23 protein-coding genes are annotated in these 24,761 nt (G+C 60.9%); 12 read left to right on the top strand and 11 right to left on the bottom strand.

Annotated elements, in window-relative coordinates; genetic code table 11:
- Window positions 1-42: 42 nt before the first annotated feature.
- From EV700_RS07550 to ypfH, 3 genes are all read left to right on the top strand, one after another.
- On the top strand, window positions 43-1,305 hold the full coding sequence (locus EV700_RS07550; RefSeq protein ID WP_130412355.1) for a hypothetical protein: 1,263 nt from the start codon (window positions 43-45) through the stop codon (window positions 1,303-1,305).
- A gap of 157 nt (window positions 1,306-1,462) precedes the next feature.
- Entirely contained in the window at window positions 1,463-2,674 is a 1,212-nt protein-coding gene (locus EV700_RS07545) for a saccharopine dehydrogenase family protein (protein WP_130412353.1), read from the top strand.
- Window positions 2,675-2,809: 135 nt separating this feature from the next.
- A complete protein-coding gene (gene ypfH, locus EV700_RS07540) occupies window positions 2,810-3,478 on the top strand; it encodes an esterase (protein ID WP_130412351.1) in 669 nt (222 codons plus the stop codon).
- A gap of 15 nt (window positions 3,479-3,493) precedes the next feature.
- On the opposite strand, the gene EV700_RS07535 is transcribed toward ypfH, so the two are convergent.
- Both EV700_RS07535 and argC read right to left on the bottom strand, forming a co-directional pair.
- Window positions 3,494-4,192, bottom strand: coding sequence for a DUF6776 family protein (locus tag EV700_RS07535; protein WP_130412349.1), 699 nt, complete (start codon window positions 4,190-4,192; stop codon window positions 3,494-3,496).
- A 27-nt stretch (window positions 4,193-4,219) separates the two neighbouring features.
- Window positions 4,220-5,251, bottom strand: a complete 1,032-nt coding sequence (argC, locus tag EV700_RS07530; RefSeq protein WP_130412347.1) for an N-acetyl-gamma-glutamyl-phosphate reductase — start codon at window positions 5,249-5,251, stop codon at window positions 4,220-4,222.
- 101 nt (window positions 5,252-5,352) lie between these two features.
- Between argC and hemJ the strand changes: the two genes are divergently transcribed.
- Genes hemJ through EV700_RS07505 form a run of 5 tightly spaced genes read left to right on the top strand, consistent with a single transcriptional unit; the run spans window position 5,353 to window position 9,726 of the window.
- Window positions 5,353-5,772 (top strand): protoporphyrinogen oxidase HemJ, encoded by a 420-nt coding sequence (gene hemJ / locus EV700_RS07525; protein ID WP_130412345.1) that lies wholly within the window; start codon window positions 5,353-5,355, stop codon window positions 5,770-5,772.
- A 16-nt stretch (window positions 5,773-5,788) separates the two neighbouring features.
- Entirely contained in the window at window positions 5,789-6,565 is a 777-nt protein-coding gene (gene thiD / locus EV700_RS07520; RefSeq protein WP_130412343.1) for a bifunctional hydroxymethylpyrimidine kinase/phosphomethylpyrimidine kinase, read from the top strand.
- A gap of 2 nt (window positions 6,566-6,567) precedes the next feature.
- A complete protein-coding gene (gene thiE, locus EV700_RS07515; protein ID WP_130412588.1) occupies window positions 6,568-7,182 on the top strand; it encodes a thiamine phosphate synthase in 615 nt (204 codons plus the stop codon).
- A 9-nt stretch (window positions 7,183-7,191) separates the two neighbouring features.
- A complete protein-coding gene (gene hemL / locus EV700_RS07510; RefSeq protein ID WP_130412341.1) occupies window positions 7,192-8,478 on the top strand; it encodes a glutamate-1-semialdehyde 2,1-aminomutase in 1,287 nt (428 codons plus the stop codon).
- Between the two features lie 9 nt (window positions 8,479-8,487).
- Window positions 8,488-9,726 carry a DUF3108 domain-containing protein gene (locus EV700_RS07505; RefSeq protein ID WP_130412339.1) on the top strand — a complete coding sequence of 413 codons (1,239 nt, stop codon included), beginning with the start codon at window positions 8,488-8,490 and terminating at the stop codon, window positions 9,724-9,726.
- 95 nt (window positions 9,727-9,821) lie between these two features.
- On the opposite strand, the gene EV700_RS07500 is transcribed toward EV700_RS07505, so the two are convergent.
- The 3 genes from EV700_RS07500 to EV700_RS07490 all read right to left on the bottom strand — a co-directional run bounded on the left by EV700_RS07500 (window position 9,822) and on the right by EV700_RS07490 (window position 15,386).
- Entirely contained in the window at window positions 9,822-10,943 is a 1,122-nt protein-coding gene (locus EV700_RS07500) for a beta-ketoacyl-ACP synthase III (protein WP_130412337.1), read from the bottom strand.
- Between the two features lie 167 nt (window positions 10,944-11,110).
- Window positions 11,111-14,992 (bottom strand): ATP-dependent RNA helicase HrpA, encoded by a 3,882-nt coding sequence (gene hrpA / locus EV700_RS07495; RefSeq protein WP_130412335.1) that lies wholly within the window; start codon window positions 14,990-14,992, stop codon window positions 11,111-11,113.
- Window positions 14,993-15,044: 52 nt separating this feature from the next.
- Window positions 15,045-15,386 (bottom strand): FKBP-type peptidyl-prolyl cis-trans isomerase, encoded by a 342-nt coding sequence (locus EV700_RS07490; RefSeq protein WP_130412333.1) that lies wholly within the window; start codon window positions 15,384-15,386, stop codon window positions 15,045-15,047.
- 114 nt (window positions 15,387-15,500) lie between these two features.
- Here EV700_RS07490 and EV700_RS07485 point away from each other — a divergent pair, with 114 nt between their 5' ends.
- Window positions 15,501-15,851 carry a hypothetical protein gene (locus tag EV700_RS07485; RefSeq protein ID WP_130412331.1) on the top strand — a complete coding sequence of 117 codons (351 nt, stop codon included), beginning with the start codon at window positions 15,501-15,503 and terminating at the stop codon, window positions 15,849-15,851.
- Between the two features lie 79 nt (window positions 15,852-15,930).
- Window positions 15,931-16,272 carry a zinc ribbon domain-containing protein YjdM gene (locus EV700_RS07480; RefSeq protein WP_130412329.1) on the top strand — a complete coding sequence of 114 codons (342 nt, stop codon included), beginning with the start codon at window positions 15,931-15,933 and terminating at the stop codon, window positions 16,270-16,272.
- A gap of 40 nt (window positions 16,273-16,312) precedes the next feature.
- On the opposite strand, the gene EV700_RS07475 is transcribed toward EV700_RS07480, so the two are convergent.
- From EV700_RS07475 to EV700_RS07465, 3 genes are all read right to left on the bottom strand, one after another.
- Entirely contained in the window at window positions 16,313-16,558 is a 246-nt protein-coding gene (locus EV700_RS07475; protein WP_130412327.1) for a cysteine rich repeat-containing protein, read from the bottom strand.
- A gap of 178 nt (window positions 16,559-16,736) precedes the next feature.
- On the bottom strand, window positions 16,737-18,398 hold the full coding sequence (locus EV700_RS07470) for an AMP-binding protein (RefSeq protein WP_130412325.1): 1,662 nt from the start codon (window positions 18,396-18,398) through the stop codon (window positions 16,737-16,739).
- A 19-nt stretch (window positions 18,399-18,417) separates the two neighbouring features.
- Window positions 18,418-20,190 (bottom strand): M61 family metallopeptidase, encoded by a 1,773-nt coding sequence (locus tag EV700_RS07465; RefSeq protein WP_130412323.1) that lies wholly within the window; start codon window positions 20,188-20,190, stop codon window positions 18,418-18,420.
- A gap of 44 nt (window positions 20,191-20,234) precedes the next feature.
- Between EV700_RS07465 and EV700_RS07460 the strand changes: the two genes are divergently transcribed.
- Together EV700_RS07460 and slyD are read left to right on the top strand one after the other, a co-directional pair.
- A complete protein-coding gene (locus EV700_RS07460; RefSeq protein ID WP_130412321.1) occupies window positions 20,235-21,182 on the top strand; it encodes an alpha/beta fold hydrolase in 948 nt (315 codons plus the stop codon).
- 103 nt (window positions 21,183-21,285) lie between these two features.
- Window positions 21,286-21,774, top strand: a complete 489-nt coding sequence (slyD, locus tag EV700_RS07455; protein WP_242610224.1) for a peptidylprolyl isomerase — start codon at window positions 21,286-21,288, stop codon at window positions 21,772-21,774.
- A 62-nt stretch (window positions 21,775-21,836) separates the two neighbouring features.
- Here slyD and EV700_RS07450 read toward each other — a convergent pair whose 3' ends face one another.
- The 3 genes from EV700_RS07450 to sucC form a co-directional block, all read right to left on the bottom strand.
- Window positions 21,837-22,448, bottom strand: coding sequence for an OmpW/AlkL family protein (locus tag EV700_RS07450; protein WP_130412317.1), 612 nt, complete (start codon window positions 22,446-22,448; stop codon window positions 21,837-21,839).
- Window positions 22,449-22,688: 240 nt separating this feature from the next.
- Entirely contained in the window at window positions 22,689-23,567 is an 879-nt protein-coding gene (gene sucD, locus EV700_RS07445) for a succinate--CoA ligase subunit alpha (RefSeq protein WP_130412315.1), read from the bottom strand.
- 10 nt (window positions 23,568-23,577) lie between these two features.
- Entirely contained in the window at window positions 23,578-24,735 is a 1,158-nt protein-coding gene (sucC, locus tag EV700_RS07440; protein ID WP_130412313.1) for an ADP-forming succinate--CoA ligase subunit beta, read from the bottom strand.
- Window positions 24,736-24,761: the final 26 nt, after the last annotated feature.

Below are 24,761 nucleotides of genomic sequence, written 5' to 3'. Positions count from 1 at the left end.
TTGGACTTAAACCCGCTACCCTTCCGCAAAACGGATTTCGGATTGCCCACGGTGCCCACCGACAGGCAAAGCCGCTTTATCCGTAAGAAGGCTATCCGGCAGGCGAGCATAGCCATCAAGCACGCCCGAACCCGGCAGATTATTTCCACGCCTTTTCCCATTCAGCGTAAACTCAGCCACGTCCCCAAACCTCAATCGGACAGGCGCTTGATGCCTATCCGGAATAACGCATCATCTGAAAAGGGCTACGGAATGAAACTCCCTTTTTCCCATACCGGCTTGACCCTGCTCACCCTTTCACTGGCCGCTTGCGGTGGTGGTGGCAGCGGTGGATCCAGCACGGGATTCAGCCCTTCTTATCAAATGCAGGATGGCTCCCAGCAGCCTGTAGCCGTTGAAGTCAACAGCAATGTCATCAACTTCACCGGAACCCTGAATGACGTGAATAGCGCCTTGGCTACGGCCATTGAACCGACAGATGCCCCATCGGAAAGCGCCCCCTCTTTCAGCCTTCGCGAATTGATCGGAAAACTGCATCAGGACTGGCGGGCTGCCGCGCATCCCATGTCGGCACAAGTCATCGGTGCCTTGGTTAGCGATACGAGCCCTTGCCCGTCCAGCGGCTCGATGGCGTCTTCCTTCGATGACCGGAATTCGAATGGTGACTGGGATGTCACGGAAGTGGGCTCCGTCCAGTTCACCAATTGCACGACGTTAGACGGCGCAACTGTCAACGGCAAGATTCAAGACGCTTTCAACGCTGAAACCACTACCAGCACCACGGATACGCTGACATTTACCAATTTCAAGATCAGTAAAGGCGTTTACAGCAGTGAAGTCGTGAGCGGCTCCGCGGTCTGGACCAGCACGGAAAGCGGCTTTCCCCAGAACAACACGGCGTACTCATCCAATAACTACCGCATCAATGACCTGACGGTGAAATCAACCGCACCGGTGAATAACGTCAACGTAACCCGGCAATTTACGCTGAATGAAGACCTGACTCTGGTCCAGCAGTCGCCGGACTTCAGCAAAGTCACCATTACCGGCAGCGGCAGCATTGTCAGCAACAATGCCAACATCAACGGCAGTGTCGCTTTCAATATCACCACACCCATTATCAAGTCTGTTAGCCAGCCACTGGCATACGGTGGTGCAATGACGGTTACCGGTAGCGGTGGCACCGGGCTTTACATCAGTTATGCCGTTCCTGATACGGGTTCTGCAATGCTGCAACTGAAGCACGACGGCCAGAATGTCGGCACCCCGAAAGTCGTATCCGTTTCAACATTGCTCGGTTTTTAAGCCAAAGCCTTTGCGAGGTAATGAAGGCCGTCAATCCCTGGCGGCCTTTCTTATCCCGATCACGGCCATCAAACCGTTTCAACCATTCTGTATACCTTTCCCTCGTCCGCCATCCGGCTATACTCCCCGCACACCGCCCTCAACACGGAGCACCCCCATGTCCCAGCACCATATCGTCGTCTTCGGCGCCACCAGCTTTGTCGGCCAGATCCTCACCCGCTACCTGTGGCAGCGTCACGGCATCGGCGGCGAAGTCAGCTGGGCGCTGGCGGGCCGCTCCCTGGGCAAGCTGGAACAGGTGCGCGCCAGCCTCGGGCCGCAAGCCGCCGCCCTGCCGCTGATCGTCGCCGACGCCGCCCACGAAGCCGAGCTGCGCAGCCTGTGCGCGCAAACCCGCGTCATTGTTTCCACCGTCGGCCCCTACGCCCTGTACGGCTCGCCGCTGGTCAAGGTCTGCGCCGAAACCGGCACCGACTATTGCGACCTGACTGGTGAGGTGCAGTGGATTGCCCGCATGATCGCCGAACACGAAGCCACCGCCCAAAAGAGCGGCGCGCGCATCGTCCATTGCTGCGGCTTCGACTCCATTCCCTCCGACCTGGGCGTGCATTTCCTGCAACAGCATGCCAGGCAGCAGTTCGGCCAACCCTGCTCCACCATCAAGCTGCGCATCAAGAACATGCGCGGCGGCGCGTCGGGCGGCACCGTCGCCAGCATGCTGAACGTGGTGCAGGAAAGCGTAAAGGATCCGTCCGTACGCAAGCTGATGTCCAACCCCTACGCACTCTGCCCCGGCGTCCAGGGCGTGCGCCAGCCCAATGTGACACTGGCGGAATACGATGAGGACGCGCGCAGCTGGCTGGCCCCGTTCGTCATGGCGGGCATCAACACCCGCGTGGTGCATCGTTCCAATCTGGTGGGCGGCAACTACGGCGCGGATTTCCGTTATGACGAAGCGATGATGACCGGCAACGGCTTCAAGGGCCGCGCCGTGGCCACCGCCATCGGCGCGGGACTGGCGGGCTTCCTGGCCGCCGCCGCCCTGCCGCCCACCCGCTTCCTGCTGGAAAAGGTGGTGCCGCAGCCGGGTGAAGGCCCGACGCCGGAAGAACAGGAAAAAGGCGGCTACGATTTCCGCTTCTTCGGTCGCACGACTAGCGGGCAGAAGATGGTGGTCAAGGTGACCGGCGACCGTGATCCCGGCTATGGCTCCACCGCCAAGATACTGGGCGAAGCGGCGGTCTGCCTGGCACTGGAAACCGACAAGGCCAAGGTCGGCGGCGGATTCTGGACCCCGGCCACCGCCTTTGGCGACAAGCTGGTGAAGCGGCTGGTGGATCACGCCGGGCTGACCTTCGAAGTGCTGTAAGCGCCTTGCGCCTGAATCCGGTAACGACCGGATTCAGGCGTGTTTCCTTCCCGCCAACACCCCATCCCCAAATCCGCGGAACCCGTTCCCGCCAAACCGCGCTATGCTGGCTGAAACCTGAAGAGGAGCACCATCATGGCCCCGCATTCCACCCTTGAATTCCTGCCGCATGAAGGCCGACCCGAAAGCCTGTTCATCGTGCTGCACGGCTTTGGCGACACCGCCGAAGGCATGCTGGGACTGGCCGGAGCCTTGTCCGAGGCTTTCCCCAAGGCAGCCGTGCTCATTCCGCAAGGCTTCCAGCCCTCGCCCTATCCCGGCGGCCGCCAGTGGTTCCCGCTGGAAGGCGTCAACGATGAAACCCGGCCGGAGCGTGTCGCAGAAGTCATGCCGCAACTGGCCGCTTACATCCGCGAGCAGCAGGACCGTTTCGGCATCCTCAACCCGGATACAGCTCTGGTGGGCTTCTCGCAAGGAGGCATCATGGCGCTGGAGTTGAGTGTGGCTCACGACGGGCTGGTGGGACGCGTAGTGGCCTTCGCCGCCCGCTTTGCCAAGCTGCCGTCACAAGCGCCGGTGCTGACCACCATCCACCTGCTGCACGGCGACGATGACGATGTCATGCCGGTGGCGCATGCCTGGGCGGCGTTCGAGCAACTGACGCAACTGAAGGGGGATGCCACGCTGGATACCGCGTCGGGGGTGGAGCATTTCCTGCATCCGGCGCTGGTGCAATGCGCCATCGACCGCCTGCAAACCACCATTCCGTTGCGGACCTGGCAGCGGGCGTTGGGCGGACAGTAAATGAAAAGGGCAGCCTCAGCTGCCCACTTCCCACTTGAACCGTTTCTGCACCCTGACCGGCTTGGGTGAGGTGGCCTGCAGCGCCACTTCGACACTTTGCGGTACAAAACCCTTCGGCAACGTCAATTCTCCCGACACCGCCTGAAAGTACTGGAAGCGGAAATCCTTCACCACCGCCACCGGCTGCGCCGAACCCGCGCCCAGCACGCGCACCGTAACCGTGCCGCTGGTATTGCCCGCGTTCTGCCCCACCTGCGTCAGCAGCAGCCGGAAGCCGTAGACGCCGGGACCGCGCGGCGAGAAATGCAGGTTTTCGACCGTCAGGCCACCATTGGCGCCCTGCGCGCCCAGCATGCGCTGATAGGTCACCAGTTGCTCGCGCAGCGCCGAGAGTTCATCCATCTGGCCGACGGCGTCCTGCTGCATCTTGCGCGCGGTTTCCTGCGCCATGTCGCGTTCCTGCTGCATCACCGCCAGCGCCTTTTGCACCTCTGCCACGCTTTGCTGCAGGCGCTTGCCGTCGGCGCGCATCGCCGCCACGTCCGCCGCGCTGGCCCCGACCGAACGCAAGGCGCGGTCATAGCCCAGATAAAACGCGGTGGCGGCGCTGACTCCGATGGCCAGCAGCGCCGATAGCCCCCAGGCCAGCCGGTGCGCGGTGACGGGGGCATCCAGATAGGTCCGCAAACGGGGCCGGGGAAAGCGCTGCCACATGGTCTAGCCTCCGGGCCGAAGCCGGGCTCAGGGCAACAGGGCGATCTGGCCCAGACCGGCGTCTTCCGCCAGCCCGAACATCAGGTTCATGTTCTGGATGGCCTGACCCGCCGCGCCCTTCACCAGGTTGTCGATTACCGACAGCACCACCACGGTGTCACCGCCCTGCGGACGGTACACGGCGATGCGGCAGGTGTTCGCGCCCTTCACCGAACGGGTTTCCGGCAGCGAACCGGCGGGCATCACGTCCACGAACGGTTCCCCGGCATAGGTTTGCTCATACAGGGCTTGCAGGTCGCCCGGCTCTTTCGTCAGGCGGCCGTACAGCGTGGCGTGAATACCGCGGATCATCGGCAGCAGGTGTGGCACGAAGGTCAGGCCGACGTTGCCGCCGGTCATGCCGTTCAGGCCCTGGGTGATTTCCGGCAGGTGGCGGTGACCGGCCACGCCATAAGCGCGGAACGACTCCCCGGCTTCGGAATAGAGAGTATGCACTTCCGCCTTGCGCCCGGCGCCGGATACACCGGACTTGGCATCGGCGACCAGATGGTCAACGTCAATCAGCCCCGCCTTCAACAATGGCATTAAACCCAGCTGCACGGCGGTCGGGTAGCAACCGGGGTTGCCGATGACGCGGGCGGAACGGATGGCTTCACGGTTCACTTCCGGCAGGCCGTACACGGCTTCTTCCAGAATCTCCGGGCAGCTGTGCGGCATGCCGTACCATTTCTCGAACTGGGCCAGATCCTTCAGGCGGAAGTCCGCGCCCAAGTCGATGACCTTGACGCCGCGCGCCAGCAGCTCGGGCGTCTGTTTCATTGCCACGCCGTGCGGGGTGGCGAAAAACACCACATCACAGGCCCCCAGCGTCTCCAGCGACGGCTCGCTGAACGCCAGGTTGACGCGGCCGCGCAGGTTGGGGAACATCTTCGCCACCGGCATGCCGGATTCGCTACGCGAGGTGATGGCGGTCAGCTCGACGTTCGGGTGTTGCGCCAGCAAACGCAGCAGTTCAACCCCGGTGTAACCCGTTCCACCGACAATACCGACTTTGATCATGACCTTACTCTCCAAAAACATGCGGGAATTATCCGGTATGTTCAGGCGTTGGGAAAGGCAAGGTTTTGTTAAACTAGCGGAAAGTTCAGGGAATACAGCTCATGCTCTGGTTGAAAGCACTGCATATCATTGCGGTAATCTGTTGGTTTGCCGGTCTTTTTTACCTGCCGCGCCTGTTTGTCTATCATGCCATGAGCCATGACAGCATCAGCACCGACCGCTTCAAGATCATGGAGCGCAAACTGTATCGCGGCATCATGTGGCCGTCGCTGGTGATGACCGTTGTCTTTGGCGGCTGGATGGTTGCGCTGGTGCCGGAATACCTGAAGAACGGCTGGCTGCACGCCAAGCTGACGCTGGTGGTCCTGTTGGTCATTTATCACCTGATGTGCGGTCATTACCTGAAGCAGTTGCGCGACGACAAGAATACCCGCAGCCACAAATTCTACCGCGTGTTCAACGAATTGCCGGTGCTGCTGCTGGTGGCGATTGTCATTCTGGTGGTCGTCAAACCGTTTTGATAAGGAAATTATCCCGATGAGACCCGTCGTCCTCTGTTTCAGCGGCCTTGACCCCTCCGGCGGCGCGGGGCTGCAGGCGGATATCGAAGCCGTGGCGGCGCAAGGCGCGCATGCCGCCGTCGTCTGCACCGCCCTCACCATCCAGGATACCCGCCGGGTGTACGGCTTTCAGGCCATCGACCCCGCCTTCCTGCGCCAGCAGGCCGACAAGGTGCTGGCCGACCTGCCGGTGCGCGCCATCAAGTGCGGCATGCTGGCCAACCCCGAGGTGGTGGCGATGGTGCGGAGCGTCTGCGCCGACCATCCGCAGATTCCGCTGGTGCTGGACCCGGTGCTGGCCGCCAACAGCGGCGGCTCTCTGGCTGACCCGCGCATGGTGACGGAACTGGCCTCGCTGTTTGCCCATGCCGCTGTAATTACGCCCAATTCCCTGGAAACCCGCTGGCTGGCCGCGCGGGATAACCTCGACGAGGCACTGGCCCGCCTGCACGAACTGGGAGCCAAAGCTGTGCTGCTGAAAGGCGGCCACGAACCGGGACCGATGATCCGCAATGTCCTGTCCGTGGACGGCAAAATCGTTCAGACCAGCCAGTGGCCGCGCCTGCCGCACGAATACCACGGTTCCGGCTGCACGCTGGCCTCCGCCATTGCCGGCGGTCTGGCGCGCGGGCTGACGCTGCCAGTGGCGATCACCCGGGCGGAAGTCTGGCTGCAATCGACGCTGGCCGACGCCGACCTGCCTCATGCCGACGGCCAGGCCATTCCCAAGCGCATCCGGAGCGATTTTCCGTGAAGATGCCGCGCGGCCTTTATGTCATCACCGACAACAGCCTCGGCGACCTGTTGCTGGCGGCGGTGGAAGCGGCGCTGGAGGGGGGCGCGGCCATCGTCCAGTACCGCGACAAGTCCGGCGATCATGACCGGCGGCTGAGTGAGGCGCACAGCCTGCTGGCCCTGTGCCGCCGTTATGACCGCCCGCTGCTGATCAATGACGACGTCGACCTGGCGCTGGCCATCGGCGCCGACGGCGTCCACCTCGGCCGCACCGACGGCTCGCTGGCGGCGGCGCGGGAACGGCTGGGGCCGGACGCCATCCTCGGCGCTACCTGCCACGACTCGCTGGGTTACGCTGCCGAAGCCGTCCAGGGCGGCGCCGATTACCTGGCTTTCGGCGCGATGTACCCTTCCGCCACCAAGCCCGGCGCGCATCGGGCCGACCCCGCCATCCTGGGGTTGGCGAAAGTGCGATTCGGCCTGCCGGTAGTGGCCATTGGCGGCATTAACACCGATAATGCCCCGGAATTGCTGGCCGCCGGGGCGGATTGCCTCGCGGTCATCCACGATATTTTCGGCCGTCCCCTGCCCGATATCCGCGCGCGGACCGCCGTCTACCAACAGCTATTTGACTGAGTGCACACCATGAGCCGTAACCAGGAACTTTTCACCGCCGCCTGCAAGCACATTCCCGGCGGCGTGAATTCCCCCGTCCGCGCCTTCAAGGGGGTCGGCGGCACCCCGGTCTTCTTCAACAAGGGCAAGGGCGCCTACCTCTGGGACGCGGACGGCAAGCAATACGTGGATTACGTCGGTTCCTGGGGACCGATGATCCTGGGTCATGCCCACCCGGACATCATCAAGGCCGTGCAGCTGGCCGCCGAGAACGGCCTCAGCTTCGGCGCGCCCACCGAAACCGAAATCACCATGGCTGACCGCGTCTGCGAGATCCTGCCGTCGATGGACATGGTGCGCATGGTCAGCTCCGGCACCGAAGCCACCATGAGCGCCATCCGACTGGCGCGCGGTTTCACCGGCCGCGACAAGCTGGTCAAGTTCGAAGGCTGTTATCACGGTCATGCCGACTCGCTGCTGGTCAAGGCCGGTTCCGGCATGCTGACGCTGGGCGTTCCGACCTCGCCCGGTGTTCCCGCCGATCTCGCCAAACACACCCTGACCCTCCCCTACAACGACCACGAAGCGCTGATGAAGCTGTTCGGCGAGCTGGGCGAGGAAATCGCCTGCGTCATCGTCGAACCGGTAGCGGGCAACATGAACCTGATCGCGCCCACGCCCGAATTCCTGCACGCCATGCGCGACCTGTGCACGCGCTATGGCGCGGTGCTGATCTTTGATGAGGTGATGACCGGCTTCCGCGTCGCGCTGGGCGGCGCGCAGGCCTACTACGGCATCACTCCCGACCTGACGACGCTGGGCAAGATCATCGGCGCGGGCCTGCCGGTCGGCGCGTTCGGCGGCAAGCGCGAAATCATGGAGTGCATCGCGCCGCTGGGCCCGGTCTATCAGGCGGGCACGCTGTCCGGTAATCCGCTGGCGATGAAGGCCGGTCTGGCCATGCTCGATCTGATCAGCGCGCCCGGCTTCTACGACAACCTGACCACCAAGCTGGCATCCCTGCTCAGCGGCCTGCAGGCCCGCGCCGACGCGGCGGGCATCCCGTTCACTACCGCACAGGTCGGGGCGATGTTCGGCATTTTCTTCACCGACAAGAAAGTCGTGCGCAGCTACGCCGAAGCCACCACCTGCAACATCGAGCACTTCAAGCAGTTCTTCCACGCCATGCTGGATGAAGGCGTCTACCTTGCTCCGTCGGCGTTCGAGGCCGGTTTCATCTCCAGCGCCCATACCGATGCCGACATCCAGCGCACTCTGGATGCCGCCGAGCGGGCCTTCGCTCGCCTGGTGCGCTGAGCATTCCCGGTGACCGCCGCCTGGTTCAGACGCCATACCTTGGGGACAGCCCTGTTGCTGTCCCTGTTGGCGCATCTGGCCATGCTGTGGGATGGCGAGCTTGCGTCCCTGACCGACATGCTTCGCCCCGAAGACCCTGATCGTGTCCTGGACCGCAAAAAGGCCCATGTTGTTCCCAAGGTCCGGTTGTCGGTGATGCCCTCTGCCCGGCCTGCCGGCACCCCGGGCAGACCGCAGGTTACCCTGACCTTCGAAGAGCCGCCAAAACCGGCCGCCGCCCCCAAAAAGGCGTCTGATATTTCTCATCCCGAGCCGAAAACCGCCCGGGCCAAACCGGCAGCCGCTGTCGCCGCCATCACCACCGACACGGCGTTGGCTGTGGCGCCGCCGCCGCCCGCAGGCGATGCTTTACCGGAAGCGGCTCCGACAGTCGCACCCGTTTCGCAGCCCGCCGTTCCCGTCGCCACGGCCCCACCGGCCCCGAAGTACGAACCGCCGCCCTCGTTTCCTGCTGAACTGAGAGCCCGCTACCGGGCATCCGTGGAGGGCATCAAGGTCGATGTGGAACATGTATGGCGCATGGAAGGCTACGAATACAGCATTGAAAACGTCAGCACGTTCATCGGCATGAAATTCCGCATGAACTCCGTGGGCGGCATTACGCCCGACAGCGGCCTGCAGCCCAGTGAATACCGGGTGATGATGAACAAGAAACTGCTGCGCTTTGCCAACTTTGACTACAGCGCGGGCGTCATCCACTATGGCAAGCCGGATCGGGAAAAGGCGGAGATCATGACCACCACGATCTATGATCCGTGGAGTCTGAGTTACCAATTGGCTGTGGCCTTTACCGGGGAACCGGTGGATCTTTTTTTCACCACGGGCACCCGGGTTTCCCGCGCCCGGCTGGAGCTGGTGGGCGAAGAGCGCCTGAAACTGCCGGGCGGCGAACTCAAAACCCTGCATATTCGCGGACAAAGCCTGGAGGGCTCGCCTTTTGAGGTTGATGTCTGGCTGGCGCCAGAACATCGCAATTTTCCGGCCAAGATCCATATCGCGCGGGGTAAAGAGTCCCTTGATCTCAGTCTGAAATCGCTCGCCTTTGAAGGCCAAATGCGTTTCGGCAAAAACATCAAGGGAGAGGAAGACAGCGAAACCGCCATTCCGAAGGAATGGCTGGAAAATCCCGACTTCAAGGACTATCGACCCGCCGAGCCATCAGGCCTTCCCGGCGAGGATGCGCCCTGAAGCCCTGTCGCTGACCGACAAGCGATTGCAGTTGCCGCCTACGTATTCACCATAAAAAGCCCCGGCAATGCGGGGCTTGTCACATCAAGGAAGCGTCAGACTTTACGGATCATGACGCTGCCGATCGAATACCCCGCGCCGAATGAACAGATCACGCCCAGATCGCCCTTGGCGAGATTGTCGCGATGCAGGTGGAATGCAATGATCGAACCGGCGGAGCTGGTGTTGGCATATCGGTCGAGGATGATCGGCGCTTCTTCCAGGGTCGGATCGCGGTCCAGCACCTTGCGGGCAATCAGCGCGTTCATACTGCTGTTGGCCTGGTGCAGCCACATCCGCTTCAGTTCCGCGGCCTGCAGGTTCAGTTCGCCCAGGTGCTGGGTAATCTGTTCCGCCACCATCGGGCAGACTTCCTTGAACACCTTGCGGCCTTCCTGACGGAACAGCTTGTCACGCGCGCCGACACCGCTTTCATCGCAGCGGTTCAGGAAGCCGAAGTTGTTGCGGATATTGTTGCTGAACTGGGTTTGCAGCTTGGTGCCGACAATTTCCCACGCTTCCGGATTGGTGCAGGTGTCGGCGGTTTCCAGAATCACCGCCGTGCAGACATCACCGAAAATGAAGTGACAGTCGCGGTCACGCCATTCCAGGTGGCCGGAACAGATTTCCGGGTTCACCATCAGTACGCACTTCGCGGAGCCGCTGCGAATGGCGTCGGCGGCGGTTTGCAGGCCGAAGGTGGCGGAAGAACAGGCCACGTTCATGTCGAAGGCAAAACCCTTGGCGCTGATGGCGTTCTGGATTTCGATCGACATCGCCGGGTACGGACGCTGCATGTTCGAGCAGGCGACAATGATCATGTCGATGTCGGCCGCCGTCTTGCCGGATTGTTCCAGCGCGCCGGCAATGGCCTTCACCGCCATCTCGCATTGCAGCGATTGTTCCTCATCACTGCGCTCGGCAATGATCGGGTACATGCGCTCGGGATCCAGCACGCCGGACTTGTTGATCACGAAGCGGGACTTGATGCCCGAGGCCTTTTCAATGAATTCCGGGGTGGAACCCTTCACCGGCTGCAGTTCGCCGCGCTCGATGGCCTCGGCGTTACGGGTATTGAACAGCTCGGCATAGGCATTCAGCGATTCCACCAGCTCTTCGTTGCTGATGCTTTCACTCGGGGTGAACAGACCGGTTCCACTGATCAGGACCTTCTTCATCCATCAACTCCTCGCGGGTGGCGATTTGGGGCGGCACGGCGATTGTCAACCGGTCGCAGGCAGGCAGGACGGGCGACCGTGGTACGGCCGTCCGCAAAAGTGTAACAATTTGCCTCAAAGCTGTCAGGCTGGCAAGGGCTTTGTCGGACAAACGGCAAGACTGATGGTCAGAGTTCGGCCCACATCTTGTCCAAGCGCTGTGCGGAAACCGGCACCGCCGTCTTCATCGGCTGCGAGAACAGCGAAATGCGGTATTCCTCCAGCAGCCAGCGGTATTCTTCCACCGGCTCCAGCGGCAGGCCGCGGGCGATGCGGTCGGTGCGCTTCTGTTGCAGCGCCTTCCAGCGCCGTTGCATGTCCTGCGTGCCCTGCGTATCCCGCAGCAGGTTGTTCGGCAACCGTTGCAGGCGCAGTTGCACCGCCTTCAGGTAACGGGCGTATTCCTTCCAGCGCGGATAAGGCACTTCCGCCGCGAAGGTGGCCGGATGCAGCGCTTCCAGCTGCGCCTTGATGTCCTCCACGGCGGACGCAAAGACCGCCTGCCGTACTGCCTGCAATTCCTTCTGCACTTCCCGCCATGCCTTGTAGGTGTCGGCGAGTTGCTGCACCAGCCTGGCCGCTTCGCTCAGCAAACGCGGCCGCAGCCCGGCCAGCCAGGCGTCGTAGGCGGCGCGGGTATAGGCCTGCACCGGGGTGCAGACCGTGCATAACACCGCGTTGACCGCCTGTTCCTCCAGCTGCTGCTTGTTGCCAAACGCCGCGTAATCCAGCGTCAGCGCCGGAGTGATGTATTTCCGGATCTGTTTCAACTCGGCCGCGTACTGGTGCTTGCAGAGCCAGACCATGCCGAGATGGTGCTCGCGCTGCGCCTCGGCCTCGCTGCTCAGGTATTGCAGGCTGACGCCCTTCTCCCCCGCCACCAGCGCCGCATAACTGCGCGACGGCAGGCCCGCCACCTTCTTTTCCATCACCGGCGGAATGCTTTCGGGGAAAGTCGTCATCAGCGCGTCCGTGACCGGCTGCACGGTCACTTTCTGCCCGGCAAACTTGATGCGCAGCTCCTCCAGATCCCGGCCGGTCGCCAGCGTCTTGCCCTTTTCATCGACCACGCGCAGGTTGAAGCGGCAATAGACCGGAAGCTGCTGCAGCGCATCCCGCCAGTCTTCCGCCGTCACCCGCAGGCCTTTCAGCATCAGGATCTGGCTGAGCACGCTTTCCAGGGCGGCCGAATGCTCCTTGCCAGCCAGCTTCTCCAGCACAAACTTCACCGTGTCCGGCACCGGCACCAGTTGCCGCCGCAAGGCTTTCGGCAAGGCCTTCAGCAGCGCTTCCACCTTGTCGGCCAGCAGTCCGGGCACCAGCCACGACAGGGTCGCCGCCGAAATCTGCGGCAACACCGTGTACGGCACGCTGACGGTCACGCCGTCTTCTTCCGTGCTGGGATCGAAACGATAGCTCAACGGCAACAGCAAGCCGCTGATATCCAGCTGATCGGGATATTCATCAATCGCGGGCAGGCTGTCGCCGGTCAGCAGGTCTTCCGGTTTCAGGAACAGGATTTCGGGATGCTGACGCTCCTCGTCATGCCGCCAGCCGTCAAAGGCGCGGGCATTGGCGATGGTCAGCGGCAGCAGCCGGTCATAGAAGGCATAAAGCACTTCGTCATCCACCAGCAGGTCGCGACGCCGCACCTTGTCCTCGACACGGGTGATGTCATCCACCAGTTGCCGGTTGTGCTTGAGGAAAGCCGCTTTCAGGTTGATGTCGCCTTCCACCAGCGCGCTGCGAATGAAGATTTCCCGCGCCTCGACCGGATTCACCTTCTCGTAGCTCAGCTTGCGCTTGGGATTGACGATCAGCCCGAACAGCGACAACTGCTCGTAGGCCATTACCCGGCCCTGCCCCTTTTCCCAGTGCGGCTCGAAGACATGGTGTTTCAGCAGGTGCTTGCCTTCCTGCTCGATCCACTCCGGCTCCACCTTGGCGACGGTGCGCAGGTAGACCTGGCTGGTTTCCACCACTTCCGAGGCCATCACCCACGGCGGCGACTTCTTGTGCAGGATCGAACCGGGGAAAATCTTCGCCTTCTGGTTGCGGGCAGCAATGAACTCGCGGTCATCGCCCTTGTGCGCGATCTGCGCCAGCAGGCCGGACAGCAAGGCGCGGTGAATGGTTTCGTAGTTCGCCGGCTCGCTGTTGCGAATCAGGTTGAACTCCTTGCAGACGATCAACAGCTGATGATGCGTTTCCTTCCATTCGCGCAAGCGCAGGTAGGAAATGAAGTGCGTCTTCGCCCATTGCCGCCGCTGGTTTTCACTCAGGTCGCCCCGCACTTCCTCGAAGCTGCGCCACAGCTTCACATAGAACAGGAAATCGGAGTCCGGCTCGCGGAACAGCGCATGTTTCTGGTCGGCCTGTGTCTGCTTTTCCGGCGGACGCTCGCGCGGGTCCTGCACGCTGATGGCGCTGACGATGATCAGCATTTCGTCCAGACAGCCGTTGTGCGCTCCGGCAATGATCATCCGCGCCAGACGCGGATCGAGCGGGAAGCGGCTCAACTGACGACCGAGATTGGTCAGCTTGTGGTCATCACCCAGCGCGCCCAATTCTTCCAGCACGCGCACGCCGTCGTTGATGAAGCGGCTATCCGGCGGCTCCACAAACGGGAACTGGCTGATGTCCCCCAACCCCAGGGAGTGCATTTGCAGGATCACGGACGCGAGGTGGGTGCGGCGGATTTCCGGCTCGGTAAACTCCGGACGGCCCAGAAAATCCTCTTCACTGTACAAACGGATGCAGATACCGGGCGCGATACGGCCGCAACGCCCCTTGCGCTGGTTCGCCGCCGCTTGCGACACCGCCTCGATCGGCAGCCGCTGCACCCGTGAACGGTAGGAATAGCGGCTGATGCGGGCAAAACCGGGGTCGATCACATAATAAATGTTCGGCACCGTCAGCGAGGTTTCCGCGACGTTGGTGGCGATGACGATGCGGCGTCCCTTGCCGGTCGGGTGGAAAATCTTCTGCTGCTCGTTCAGCGACAAACGCGCGTACAGCGGCAGCACCTCCGTATGTTGCGGGCCGTACTTGCGCAAGGTTTCCGCCAGTTCACGGATTTCCCGCTCGGTGCTGGCGAAAATCAGGATATCGCCGTGCCCCGGCCGCCCGGAGCGACGGCCATGCTCCACGCACTCCTCCACCGCCGCCAGCACCGCGCGCGGCAAGGCGTCTTCCAGCTGTTCGAAGCTGTCGTCCTCGTCGGACTTGACCGGCTCTTCGGAAATGGGCCGGTACAGCACCTCCACCGGGAAGGTGCGGCCCTCGACATTGATGACCGGCGCGTTGTTGAAGTGACGGCTGAAGCGTTCCACATCCAGCGTCGCGGAGGTAATCACCACTTTCAGGTCGGGGCGCTTGTCCAGCAGTTGCCGCAGGTACCCGAGCAGGAAATCAATATTGAGGCTGCGTTCGTGCGCCTCGTCGATGATCAGGGTGTCGTAGGCATTGAGATAGCGGTCGCCGGTCAGTTCCGCCAGCAGGATGCCGTCGGTCATCAGCTTGACGTAGCCGTCGGGGTTGATGGCCTCGCTGAAACGCACCTTGAAGCCGACAACCTCGCCCAGCGGGCTGCCCAGTTCCTCGGCAATGCGCGCCGCAACGCTGCGCGCCGCGAGCCGTCGCGGCTGGGTGTGGCCGATATACCCGGTACGGCCGCGACCGGCCAGCAGGCACAGTTTCGGCAGTTGCGTGGTCTTGCCGGAACCGGTTTCCCCGGCGACCACCACCACCTGATGCTCACGAATGGCCGCGATGATGTCATTGGCACGGGCGCTGACCGGCAGGTCATCGTTGAGGCGGATATCCGGAAGACCCGCGTTGCGCTTGGCGACGCGGGCCTGGGATTGTTCGATCAGTCCCTGCAGTTGCGCGACCGCCTCCTCGCGTTTCTCGGGGGCGACGCCGCGCAACCGCTGCCAGCGACCGATGAGGCGCGGACGGTCAGCGACCAGGCAGGTGTCGAGGGCGGCGAAAAAGGCGGCCTTTTGCATGGGGACAGTTCAACAGGGACGGAAACGGGCGCGTAGTTTAGCGGAAACCGCCTCACTCATCGCGCGTCTTCACGTCCAGCAATTCAATCTCGAACACCAGATCCGAATTCGGCTTGATCAACGGCCCCATCTGCCGCGCACCATAGGCCAGATGCGAGGGCACCGTCAGCTTGCGCTTGCCGCCCACCTTCATGCCCATCATGCCCTGATCCCAGCCCTGGATCACGCGGCCGGTGCCGATCACGCACTGGAACGGCTGGCCGCGATCCACCGAGGAGTCAAACTTGGTGCCATCCAGCAGCCAGCCGGTGTAATGCGCCGTAATCAGCGCGCCTTTAACGCATTCCTTGCCTTCGCCAACCACGATGTCGGTGATCACCAGTTCATTGCTCATCTTGCACGCTCGCTATCAGTTATAGGGAAAGGCCGGAATTTACCCCGATAGCTATCGCGGATGCACTCGGATTGCTATCTTTCGGGAATACTTTTCCGATTTAGCCGTGTGCCCATGAACTTCCAGACCCTGTCCGATGCTGAAATCCTGGCCATCGCCAATCCCATCATGGACAACCTGATGGACGCCTCCACCCGCATTGATCACGAGGCCCATGTCCGCGACTTCACCGATCGCGCCAAGGCGATCGTCACCCCGGAACATCTGGACCATGTCTGCCGCAAATATCAGGCTGAAAAGGGCTTCTTCGCTACGCGTGAACCGGTCGCCGTCTTCAGGCGTCCCGACTCGGCCGCCATAGTCTGGCGGCAAACTTTTACCAAGGCGCCGGGCGATTTTGTGGCGGAAATGGTGCTGGTCTACCGCTACGGTCGGTATCGGGTAGACCATGTGATGGTGTTCTGAAAAGCCATACCCATTTATTTTTCAGGGCTATTATTGTACCCTTGCGCCCCTTACTCCCCCCACTATCCAGGCGCAGACCATGTCCGATCTTCCCCATTGCCCCAAATGCAACTCTGAATACACCTACGAAGACGGCGGCATGGTCATCTGCTCGGAATGCGCCCATGAATGGTCGAAGGATGCCGTAGCCGAAGGCGGCGATGACGTCCGGATCATCAAGGACGCCAACGGCAACCTGTTGCAGGACGGCGATTCCGTCACCGTGATCAAGGACCTCAAGGTCAAGGGCACGTCGCTGGTGGTGAAGGTCGGCACCAAGGTCAAGAACATCCGCTTGGTTGACGGCGACCACGACATCGACTGCAAGATCGACGGCATCGGCCCGATGAAGCTGAAGTCCGAGTTCGTCAAAAAGGCGTAATTGCCCGGAACGAAGCCCGCCCGTTGACGGGCTTCGTTCTTCAATGTTTGGGTGCGGGAGGTGGCGTCGTCACGGGTTCTGCCAGTGCCGCCTTGCATTGGCCATCAAGCTCATTCACATGTTCCCTCAGGCAATTCCGCAAGCCCTGGCTCGGCGTAAAGCCGCTGCAAAATTTCTGGGCATCCGCCTTGCAAGGCGTGACATAAGCATCCTTTGCCGGACCGGGAGCGGCCCAACCGGCCGTCGTCAGCAACAGCGCCGCGCACGCCGCATAGATCTTGTTCATCTCAAAACCCCTTTATCAGTATGCGTCCCAGGCCGGATCCGGATCCTCCCAAGACATATCCCATCCTAACCCATAACCGGTCAACCGCGGTTGGCGACGATCCTGCCATTGGCTCCGCCGATCCAAAAAAAATGCCTGTCCGAGGACAGGCATGCTTGACCACCGGGCAAAGCCGGCTTCAAGCCTTGTCGCGTAATTCCCGACGCAGGATCTTGCCCACTGGCGACTTCGGCAACTCGGTCTTGAAGACAATCGTCCGCGGCACCTTGTAGCCGGTCAGGTTGTTCTTCATGTGGATCATCAGCTCTTCTTCCGTGAGGCTGTCATCCTTCTTGACCACGAACAGGCGCACCGATTCACCGGACTTGGCATCAGGAATGCCCACGCAAGCGCATTCCAGCACACCGGCATGCTGCACGGCCACTTCTTCAATCTCGTTCGGATAGACGTTGAAGCCGGACACCAGAATCATGTCCTTCTTGCGGTCAACAATGCGGATATAGCCGTCAGGCTGTACTACCGCCACGTCGCCGGTCTTCAGCCAACCGTCGGCGGTGACGGTATCAGCCGTGGCTTCCGGACGCTGCCAGTAGCCCTTCATCACCTGCGGGCCACGTGCCCACAACTCACCGGCTTCGCCCAACGGCATGTCTTCACCGTTGTCATTGACAATACGTACTTCGGTATTGGGTACCGGTACGCCAATGGTGCCTATCTGGATGGCAGTCGGCGGGTTGATGGTGATCACGGGTGACGATTCGGTCATGCCATAACCTTCACAAACCTTGCTTCCCGTCAGCTTTTCCCAGTCGTTGGCAACAGCGGTTTGCATCGCCATGCCGCCGGCGATGGTCAGCTTCAGCTTGTTGAAGTTCATCTTGCGGAACTCGGGGTTGTTCATCAGCGCCACGAACAGGGTGTTCAGGCCCATCATCGCGGTGAAGTCCCATTGCTTCAGCTCTTTCACAAAGCCGGGAATGTCGCGCGGATTGGTGATCAGCACCGTGTGCATGCCCAGGACCATGCCGATGCAGGACACACCGAAGGCAAAGATGTGGTAAAGCGGCAGCGGGCAGATCATGACTTCGCGGCCCGGCTGCAACGCCGTGCTGAGGAAGGCGTGGGTCTGCATCATGTTCGAAGTGATGCTGCGGTGCGTCAGCTCGGCGCCCTTGGACACGCCGGTGGTGCCGCCGGTGTATTGCAGGCAGGCAATATCCTCGGGCTTGGCCGTGTAATCCTTGAGCTTGTGCGGATTGGCGCGCAGCAGGCGGGTGAAGGGAATGGCGGTAGGCAGGTCATAGTCCGGCACCATCTTCTTCACATATTTGACCACGTTATTGACCAGCAGGCGCTTCAGCGGCGGCATCATGTCGCCGACTTCGCTCATGATCAGATAGCGGATGCCGGTTTGCGGCAGCACTTCTTCCACCATATGGCCGAAATTGGCCAGCGCGACCAGCGCCTTGCAGCCGGCGTCCTTGAACTGGTGCTGCATTTCGCGGGCGGTATACAGCGGGTTGGTATTCACCACCACCAGACCGGCGCGCAGGATGCCGAAGACCACCACGGGATACTGAAGGACATTGGGCATCTGCACGGCCACGCGGTCGCCGGGCTGCAGGTCGGTATTCTGCTGGAACCAGGTGGCGACGGCGGCGCTGTATTTGTCCAGCTCGGCGAAAGTCAGGGTGCGGCCCATGTTCGAGAACGCCGGCTTATTGGCGTACTTGCGGCAGGCATCCTTGAACAGATGCATGATCGTGGGATAGACCTCGGCGTTGATTTCGCGGGCGATGCCTTGGGGATACTTGTCTTTCCAGAAATCCGGCTGTTCCATCGGGGGGCTCCTGTCTCGGTTATTTGTCCAGAATCCACTGCACGACGCGGTCATGGCCTTCGCCATCGGCCGGCATCGTCAGCACACATGTTTCAAAGGGAGCGGCCTGCAGACGAACGTCGAATTGCATCAGTTCGTCGCGGCGGAATGCGTGGATGCAAAGAGTATCACCTACCGCATAAGTGGCAATCACTTTTTCCAGTTGCGAGCCTACTTTCAGACCGTCCACGGCGATGATCAGATCTCCGGCCGAGAGTCCGGCCATCGATGCTGCGCTGCCCCGCCAGACAGTCTGGATCTGGAAACCGCCCTCCGCGCCCTGACCGCGCACGCCAAGCGTGGCACAGGTCTGTCCGACAGCACCCGTGTCCGCCTTCAGGGTGACAGTTAACCCGCGCGCTTCCAGAAGCGGTTTCAAGGGCAGATCGGTCGTTCCGTGCAACCAGTCCCGCCAGTCCCCGCTCCAGTCCAGTCCGGACAGGCTTTCCACCAGATGCTGTACCGAGTCCGGCTCCACCCCGACACCCGGCTTGCCGAAATCCAGCCACAAGCGGCGCATCACCGTATCCAGCGTCACGCGGTTATGTGTGCGATCGCGCAGGCTCAGATCCAGACACAGCGCAATCAGCGAACCCTTGATGTAATAGCTGACCACGCTGTTGGGCGTGTTTTCATCGGGTTTGTAATACTTGGTCCAGGCATCAAAACTGGATTCGGTCACGGACTGCACACGCCGGCCGGGCATCTTCAAATAACGGGTTATCTGCTGGCTCAGCAGCTCCAGATAATCCTGTGGCGAAATGACTCCGGCACGCGCCAGCATCAGATCGTCATAGTAAGACGTGAAGCCCTCGAACACCCACAACAGCGGTGTGTAGTTTTCCCGCTCCAGATCCGGTTCCATCAACACGGCGGGCTTGATCCGCTTCACCAGCCAGGCATGGAAATATTCATGGCTGCACAGCCCGAGGAAAGTCCGGTATTTGTCGCCGGGCCGCTCCGGCTCCATCGCCAGCGGCAAGTCGTCCCGCGAGCACAGCAGGCTGGTGGAGTTGCCATGCTCCAGCCCACCATATCCATTCGCAGTGATCATTACCTGAAAAAGATATTCGCTGAACGGCGCGCTGTCCCCCCAGAAACGGATACAGGCCGATGTGATCTTTTCCAGATCACGCGCCAATCGGGACTTGTCGGCGCGGTGACGGCCCGTCAGCACCATGCGATGGGGCACATTTTCGGCCGTGAAGGAAAGCTCGTCAAAAGTACCCATTTCCACGGGGCAATCCAGCAAGGCGGCATAATCCGGCGCTTCGTATTCACCAAAGCCGCTGGCCAGCGTGGCGCGCGGTTTTAACGCTGTCGCCACCCGCCAATCCTGCACGCCTTCGGGCTGCTCCAGATGCAGGGTCACCGGCTGCTTTTCTTGCCCGCCGACCGCCAGAAACAGACAGGGCCCGTTGAAATAGCCGTGCTTCTGGTCCAGATGCGCGCCGCGAACGGACAAATCCCAGGCATAAACTTCGTATTCCAGCCGGATATCGCCGTCGTGCGGTTCGATCAGCCATTGGTTTTTCCCGACCTTATTGACATTTAAAAACAAGCCTTGCGCGTTTCTAGCGCTTAAACTGACAATATGACGCGCAAAATCGCGAATCATATAGCTGCCAACGATCCAGTTCGGCAGCCAAACCAATTGTCCCTGCGGGTCCGGATGGTGTATATGCAGGGTTACCTGAAAAAAATGACTGGCCGGATGACGGGCCTTGACTGTGTAGTGGCAGGCAGCGCGCATGGTTATCGGTTATCCGCTTTGAAAAGATCCAGGATCACAGCCTAATGAAAAACCCCCACCTAAGCCAAGAGCCCGCCCTGCTTTATCTTCCCGCTCCGGACGGACACAGGGTTCCACTACGTCATTGGCCGGTCGCGAACCCGCGCGCCATTGTTCATGTTGTGCACGGCATGGCGGAGCACAGCGGCAATTATGAAGACATGGCGCAGTTCCTGAACCAGTACGGCTTTACCGTCATCGCCCACGATCACCGTTGCCACGGCTTGTCAGTCGCCGACCAGAACGCCCTGGGCGCGGTTGACCGCTTGCAAAACTGGCCGGGGCTGCTGCAGGACATGCTGCTGATCAACAACTGGGTGCGCGCTACCTACAGCGGCGTCCCCTACATGATTCTGGCCCATAGCATGGGCTCATTCATCAGCCAGTGGTTTGCCCAGAATCATCCCGACCGGCTCAGCGCCCTCGCCCTGTCCGGCTCCGATTATCTGGTCCCCTGGTTTGCCCGCATCGCCAGCCGTATCGCCTGCATCGAAAACTGGCGCGGCGGCAAGAACGGCCGCAGCGACATCATTCACGGCTTGGCCTTCGGCAAGTTCGGCAAGGCGTTCAAGAACCCCCGCACCGATTTTGACTGGCTGTCGCGGGATGAGGCGTATGTCGACAAGTATGTAAACGACCCGATGTGCGGCTACCGCATGGCCAACGCCTACTGGCGTGACATGCTGTCCACTATTGCCGACATTTATACGCCTTCGCGGATGGCGCGCATGCGCAAGGACCTGCCGGTCTATGTTTTTGCCGGTACCCGTGACCCGGTGGGCCAGAACGGCAAAGGGGTGAAACTGCTGGCGGAACACCTGAAAAAGGATGGCAAGGCCAACCTGACCCTTCGTCTTTACGAAGAAGCCCGTCACTGCACGCTGAGCGAAACCAACGCCAGCGAAGTCCGCTACGACTTGCTGGGCTGGATGATGGAACGTTTCCCCGCCTGACCCCTGCCCCTGTCCGGAGCGCTGACAAACCATTACGCAGTCAGCCTCCGGATGCAGTATCATGTCCGCCTCTTTCAAACCGGCCTGTGGCCCTCAAGGTAACATCATGCAAATTGCCCAGAACAGCGTTGTCGCTATCGCTTACACCCTGACCGACGAAAAAGGTACGGTCCTTGACACCTCCGCCGGTGGCGAGCCGCTCGTTTACCTGCACGGCGCCCGCGATATCATTCCCGGCCTGGAAAACGCCCTGACCGGCAAGTCGATCGGCGACAAGCTGAATGTGACCGTGGCTCCAGCTGACGGCTATGGCGAATATGATGCACAGATGGTGCAGACTGTTCCCCGCCAGATGTTTGCCGGTGTCGATAACATTGAAGTCGGCATGCATTTCCAAGCCCAGACCGACCATGGCATCCAGGTCGTGACCGTGGCCGCCGTCGAACCCAACGAAATCACGATTGACGGTAACCATCCCCTGGCCGGTGTGCAGCTGACATTTGATGTGGAAGTAATGTCGATCCGCGCCGCCACCGAGGAAGAACTGGCTCACGGCCACGTGCACGGTCCGGACGGCCATCATCACCACTAATGGTGAAGCCGGAATAAAAAAGGCGACCTGATGGTCGCCTTTTTTATGACTCTACTAAAGGATTAGTAGTGGTAGGCAGCACTCAAGCCGACCACAAGGGGATCGACCTTGATACTGCCGGAACCCAGCGGTGCGCCGTTCAGGTCAACATCAGCCTTGATCTTGATGTAACGGATATCGAGCGCAACGCCCCACGGGCTGTTTGGCAAACGGTATTCGGCGCCGGCTGTCGCCGCCAGACCAAAGCTGTCGCCAACAGACAGCGACTTGCCTGCCAATGCCCCGGTTGTATCCTCACCCCAAGTCTTGGTGTAGTTCAGACCCAGTCCCACATACGGCGAGAAAGCGGCGTCCGGGGTAAACAGGTATTTGGCGGTGAAGGTCGGAGGCAAATGTTTGAACTCGCCCACTTTCGCGCCGTTCAAGGTGACATCATGCGTAAACGGCAGCGCCAAGAGTACTTCACCCACAATATTCGGAGTGAACTTGTATTCGATCGCCGGAGTCAGATTAACTTCTTTACTGACTTCAACACCGGCCAGCAGGCCACCGTCACTCTTCGGCTTGATTTGGCTGACGCCAACCTTGACTGTCCAAGGAGAGTCACCCGCAACAGCAACATTGGAAAAACCAGCAACCAGACCCAGAGCGACGACCAAAGGTAATGCACGCATAAACTTCTCCAACTTCCAGAAAAAACTGTATGTTCAAGATTGAATATATGCCCCTTTGTGCGAAAACACCATACTTTTTGTAAGCATATAAAGATTAAGTGTATTATTTTCGGACGAATGGCGGGGGAAATGCCAAAAAAGTGACCAAAAACAAGGCAAAACCTAGCAAATTACTCTGGTTTGCACCGATTTCAGACATAAAAAAACGGGCCCGAAGGCCCGCTTTTTACCACTGGAGCTTTACTTCCAGCCGGTCACTTCCGCAATCGCCTTGCCCAGCTCGGCCGGGTTGCGCACGGTCTTCACACCGGCCGCTTCCAGCGCCGCGAACTTCTCGGCAGCCGTACCCTTGCCGCCGGAGATGATGGCGCCCGCATGCCCCATGCGCTTGCCCGCCGGAGCGGTCACACCCGCGATGTAGGACACTACCGGCTTGGTCACGTTGGCCTTGATGAAAGCTGCCGCTTCCTCTTCCGCCGAACCGCCGATTTCACCCACCATGATGATGGCTTCGGTTTGCGGATCGTTCTGGAACAGCGCCAGCGCATCAATGAAGGTCATGCCCGGAATCGGGTCACCGCCGATACCGATACAGGTCGACTGGCCAAAGCCGAGGTCGGTGGTCTGCTTGACGGCTTCATAAGTCAGCGTGCCCGAACGGGAAACGATGCCAACCTTGCCGGGCAGGTGGATATGGCCGGGCATGATGCCGATCTTGCACTGGCCGGGGGTGATAACGCCCGGGCAGTTCGGGCCGATCATGCGCACGCCGCCCTTGCGGACGATGTATTCCTTCACATACAGCATGTCGATGGTCGGCACGCCTTCGGTGATGCAAACCACCAAGGTAATGCCGGCATCGACAGCTTCAAGGATGGCGTCCTTGCACAGCGAGGCCGGGACATAGATCACGGTCGCGGTCGCGCCGGTCTTGGCTACGGCTTCCTGGACGGTGTCGAACACCGGCAGGCCTAGGTGGGTGGTGCCGCCTTTGCCCGGCGTCACGCCGCCGACCATTTGCGTGCCGTAGGCAATCGCCTGTTCGGTATGCAGGGTGCCTTGCGAGCCGGTGATGCCTTGGCAGATCACCTTGGTGTTTTTGTCGATCAATACGCTCATGACTCGCCCCTTAAACCTGTTTGACGACCAGCTCGCCCGCTTCGTTCAGCGAGGCGGCGGGAATGATGTTCAGACCGCTGTCACGCAGCTTCTGCGCGCCAAGTTCGGCATTGTTGCCTTCCAGACGGACAACCACCGGCACCTTGACACCCACTTCCTGCACCGCGCCGATGATGCCTTCGGCAATCATGTCGCAACGCACGATGCCGCCGAAGATGTTGACCAGCACGGCCTGCACGGCAGAGTCGGACAGGATGATCTTGAAGGCCTCGGTGACGCGCTCCTTGGTGGCGCCGCCGCCGACATCGAGGAAGTTGGCCGGTTGGCCGCCCTTCAGCTTGATGATGTCCATGGTGGCCATCGCCAGTCCGGCGCCGTTCACCATGCAGCCGATGTTGCCTTCGAGGGCGACATAGTTCAGGTCCCATTCGACAGCGCGGCGTTCGCGGTCATCGATCTGGGTGGGATCGTCCATGGCCTTCAGCTTGGGCTGACGGAACAGGGCGTTAGAGTCGACCACGATCTTGGCATCGAGGCAATGCAGGTTGCCTTCCTTGGTGATGACCAGCGGGTTGACTTCAATCATCGCCAGGTCGCAATCCTCGAACATCTGGGCCAGACCCAGATAGATCTTGACGAACTGCTTGGTCTGGGTAGCGTTCAGCCCCAGTTTCCCGGCCACTTCACGACCCTGGTAGGCTTGTGCGCCAATCAGCGGGTCAATGGTAACCTTGAAGATCTTCTCGGGTGTTTCGTGGGCAACGGTTTCAATTTCCACGCCGCCTTCGGTGGAGGCCATGAAGACGATGCTACGGCTGGCGCGGTCAACCACCGCGCCCAGATACAGTTCCTTGGCGATGTCGGTGCAGGTTTCCACCAGAATCTTGGTGACGGGCTGACCGCGGCTGTCCGTCTGGTAGGTCACCAGGCGGGTGCCCAGCTTGTCGCGGGCGAACTGTTCCACTTCATCCAGAGTCTTGACCAGCTTGACGCCGCCGGCCTTGCCGCGACCGCCGGCATGTACCTGCGCCTTGACGACCCAGATATCGCCGCCGATCTGGGCGGCGGCCTGACGGGCCTCTTCGGGAGTCGATGCGGCGAAACCGCGGGAAACGGGGAGTCCGTATTCAGCAAACAGCTGCTTCCCCTGATACTCGTGTAGATTCATTTTTCACCTTCTGAAGAAGTGTTTCG

Origin of the sequence: Fluviicoccus keumensis, assembly GCF_004217445.1 — a bacterium.
Lineage (GTDB): Bacteria > Pseudomonadota > Gammaproteobacteria > Pseudomonadales > Moraxellaceae > Fluviicoccus > Fluviicoccus keumensis.
This window is presented reverse-complemented; position numbering and strand designations above follow the sequence as displayed.

Bases quoted from the DNA above. Each gene is read 5' to 3' on its own strand.
- EV700_RS07545 (WP_130412353.1), top strand. From the start codon at position 1,463: ATGTCCCAGCACCATATCGTCGTCTTCGGCGCCACCAGCTTTGTCGGC.
- ypfH (WP_130412351.1), top strand. From the start codon at position 2,810: ATGGCCCCGCATTCCACCCTTGAATTCCTGCCGCATGAAGGCCGACCC.
- EV700_RS07535 (WP_130412349.1), bottom strand. From the start codon at position 4,192: ATGTGGCAGCGCTTTCCCCGGCCCCGTTTGCGGACCTATCTGGATGCC.
- argC (WP_130412347.1), bottom strand. From the start codon at position 5,251: ATGATCAAAGTCGGTATTGTCGGTGGAACGGGTTACACCGGGGTTGAA.
- hemJ (WP_130412345.1), top strand. From the start codon at position 5,353: ATGCTCTGGTTGAAAGCACTGCATATCATTGCGGTAATCTGTTGGTTT.
- thiD (WP_130412343.1), top strand. From the start codon at position 5,789: ATGAGACCCGTCGTCCTCTGTTTCAGCGGCCTTGACCCCTCCGGCGGC.
- thiE (WP_130412588.1), top strand. From the start codon at position 6,568: ATGCCGCGCGGCCTTTATGTCATCACCGACAACAGCCTCGGCGACCTG.
- hemL (WP_130412341.1), top strand. From the start codon at position 7,192: ATGAGCCGTAACCAGGAACTTTTCACCGCCGCCTGCAAGCACATTCCC.
- EV700_RS07500 (WP_130412337.1), bottom strand. From the start codon at position 10,943: ATGAAGAAGGTCCTGATCAGTGGAACCGGTCTGTTCACCCCGAGTGAA.
- hrpA (WP_130412335.1), bottom strand. From the start codon at position 14,992: ATGCAAAAGGCCGCCTTTTTCGCCGCCCTCGACACCTGCCTGGTCGCT.
- EV700_RS07490 (WP_130412333.1), bottom strand. From the start codon at position 15,386: ATGAGCAATGAACTGGTGATCACCGACATCGTGGTTGGCGAAGGCAAG.
- EV700_RS07485 (WP_130412331.1), top strand. From the start codon at position 15,501: ATGAACTTCCAGACCCTGTCCGATGCTGAAATCCTGGCCATCGCCAAT.
- EV700_RS07480 (WP_130412329.1), top strand. From the start codon at position 15,931: ATGTCCGATCTTCCCCATTGCCCCAAATGCAACTCTGAATACACCTAC.
- EV700_RS07475 (WP_130412327.1), bottom strand. From the start codon at position 16,558: ATGAACAAGATCTATGCGGCGTGCGCGGCGCTGTTGCTGACGACGGCC.
- EV700_RS07470 (WP_130412325.1), bottom strand. From the start codon at position 18,398: ATGGAACAGCCGGATTTCTGGAAAGACAAGTATCCCCAAGGCATCGCC.
- EV700_RS07465 (WP_130412323.1), bottom strand. From the start codon at position 20,190: ATGCGCGCTGCCTGCCACTACACAGTCAAGGCCCGTCATCCGGCCAGT.
- EV700_RS07460 (WP_130412321.1), top strand. From the start codon at position 20,235: ATGAAAAACCCCCACCTAAGCCAAGAGCCCGCCCTGCTTTATCTTCCC.
- EV700_RS07450 (WP_130412317.1), bottom strand. From the start codon at position 22,448: ATGCGTGCATTACCTTTGGTCGTCGCTCTGGGTCTGGTTGCTGGTTTT.
- sucD (WP_130412315.1), bottom strand. From the start codon at position 23,567: ATGAGCGTATTGATCGACAAAAACACCAAGGTGATCTGCCAAGGCATC.
- sucC (WP_130412313.1), bottom strand. From the start codon at position 24,735: ATGAATCTACACGAGTATCAGGGGAAGCAGCTGTTTGCTGAATACGGA.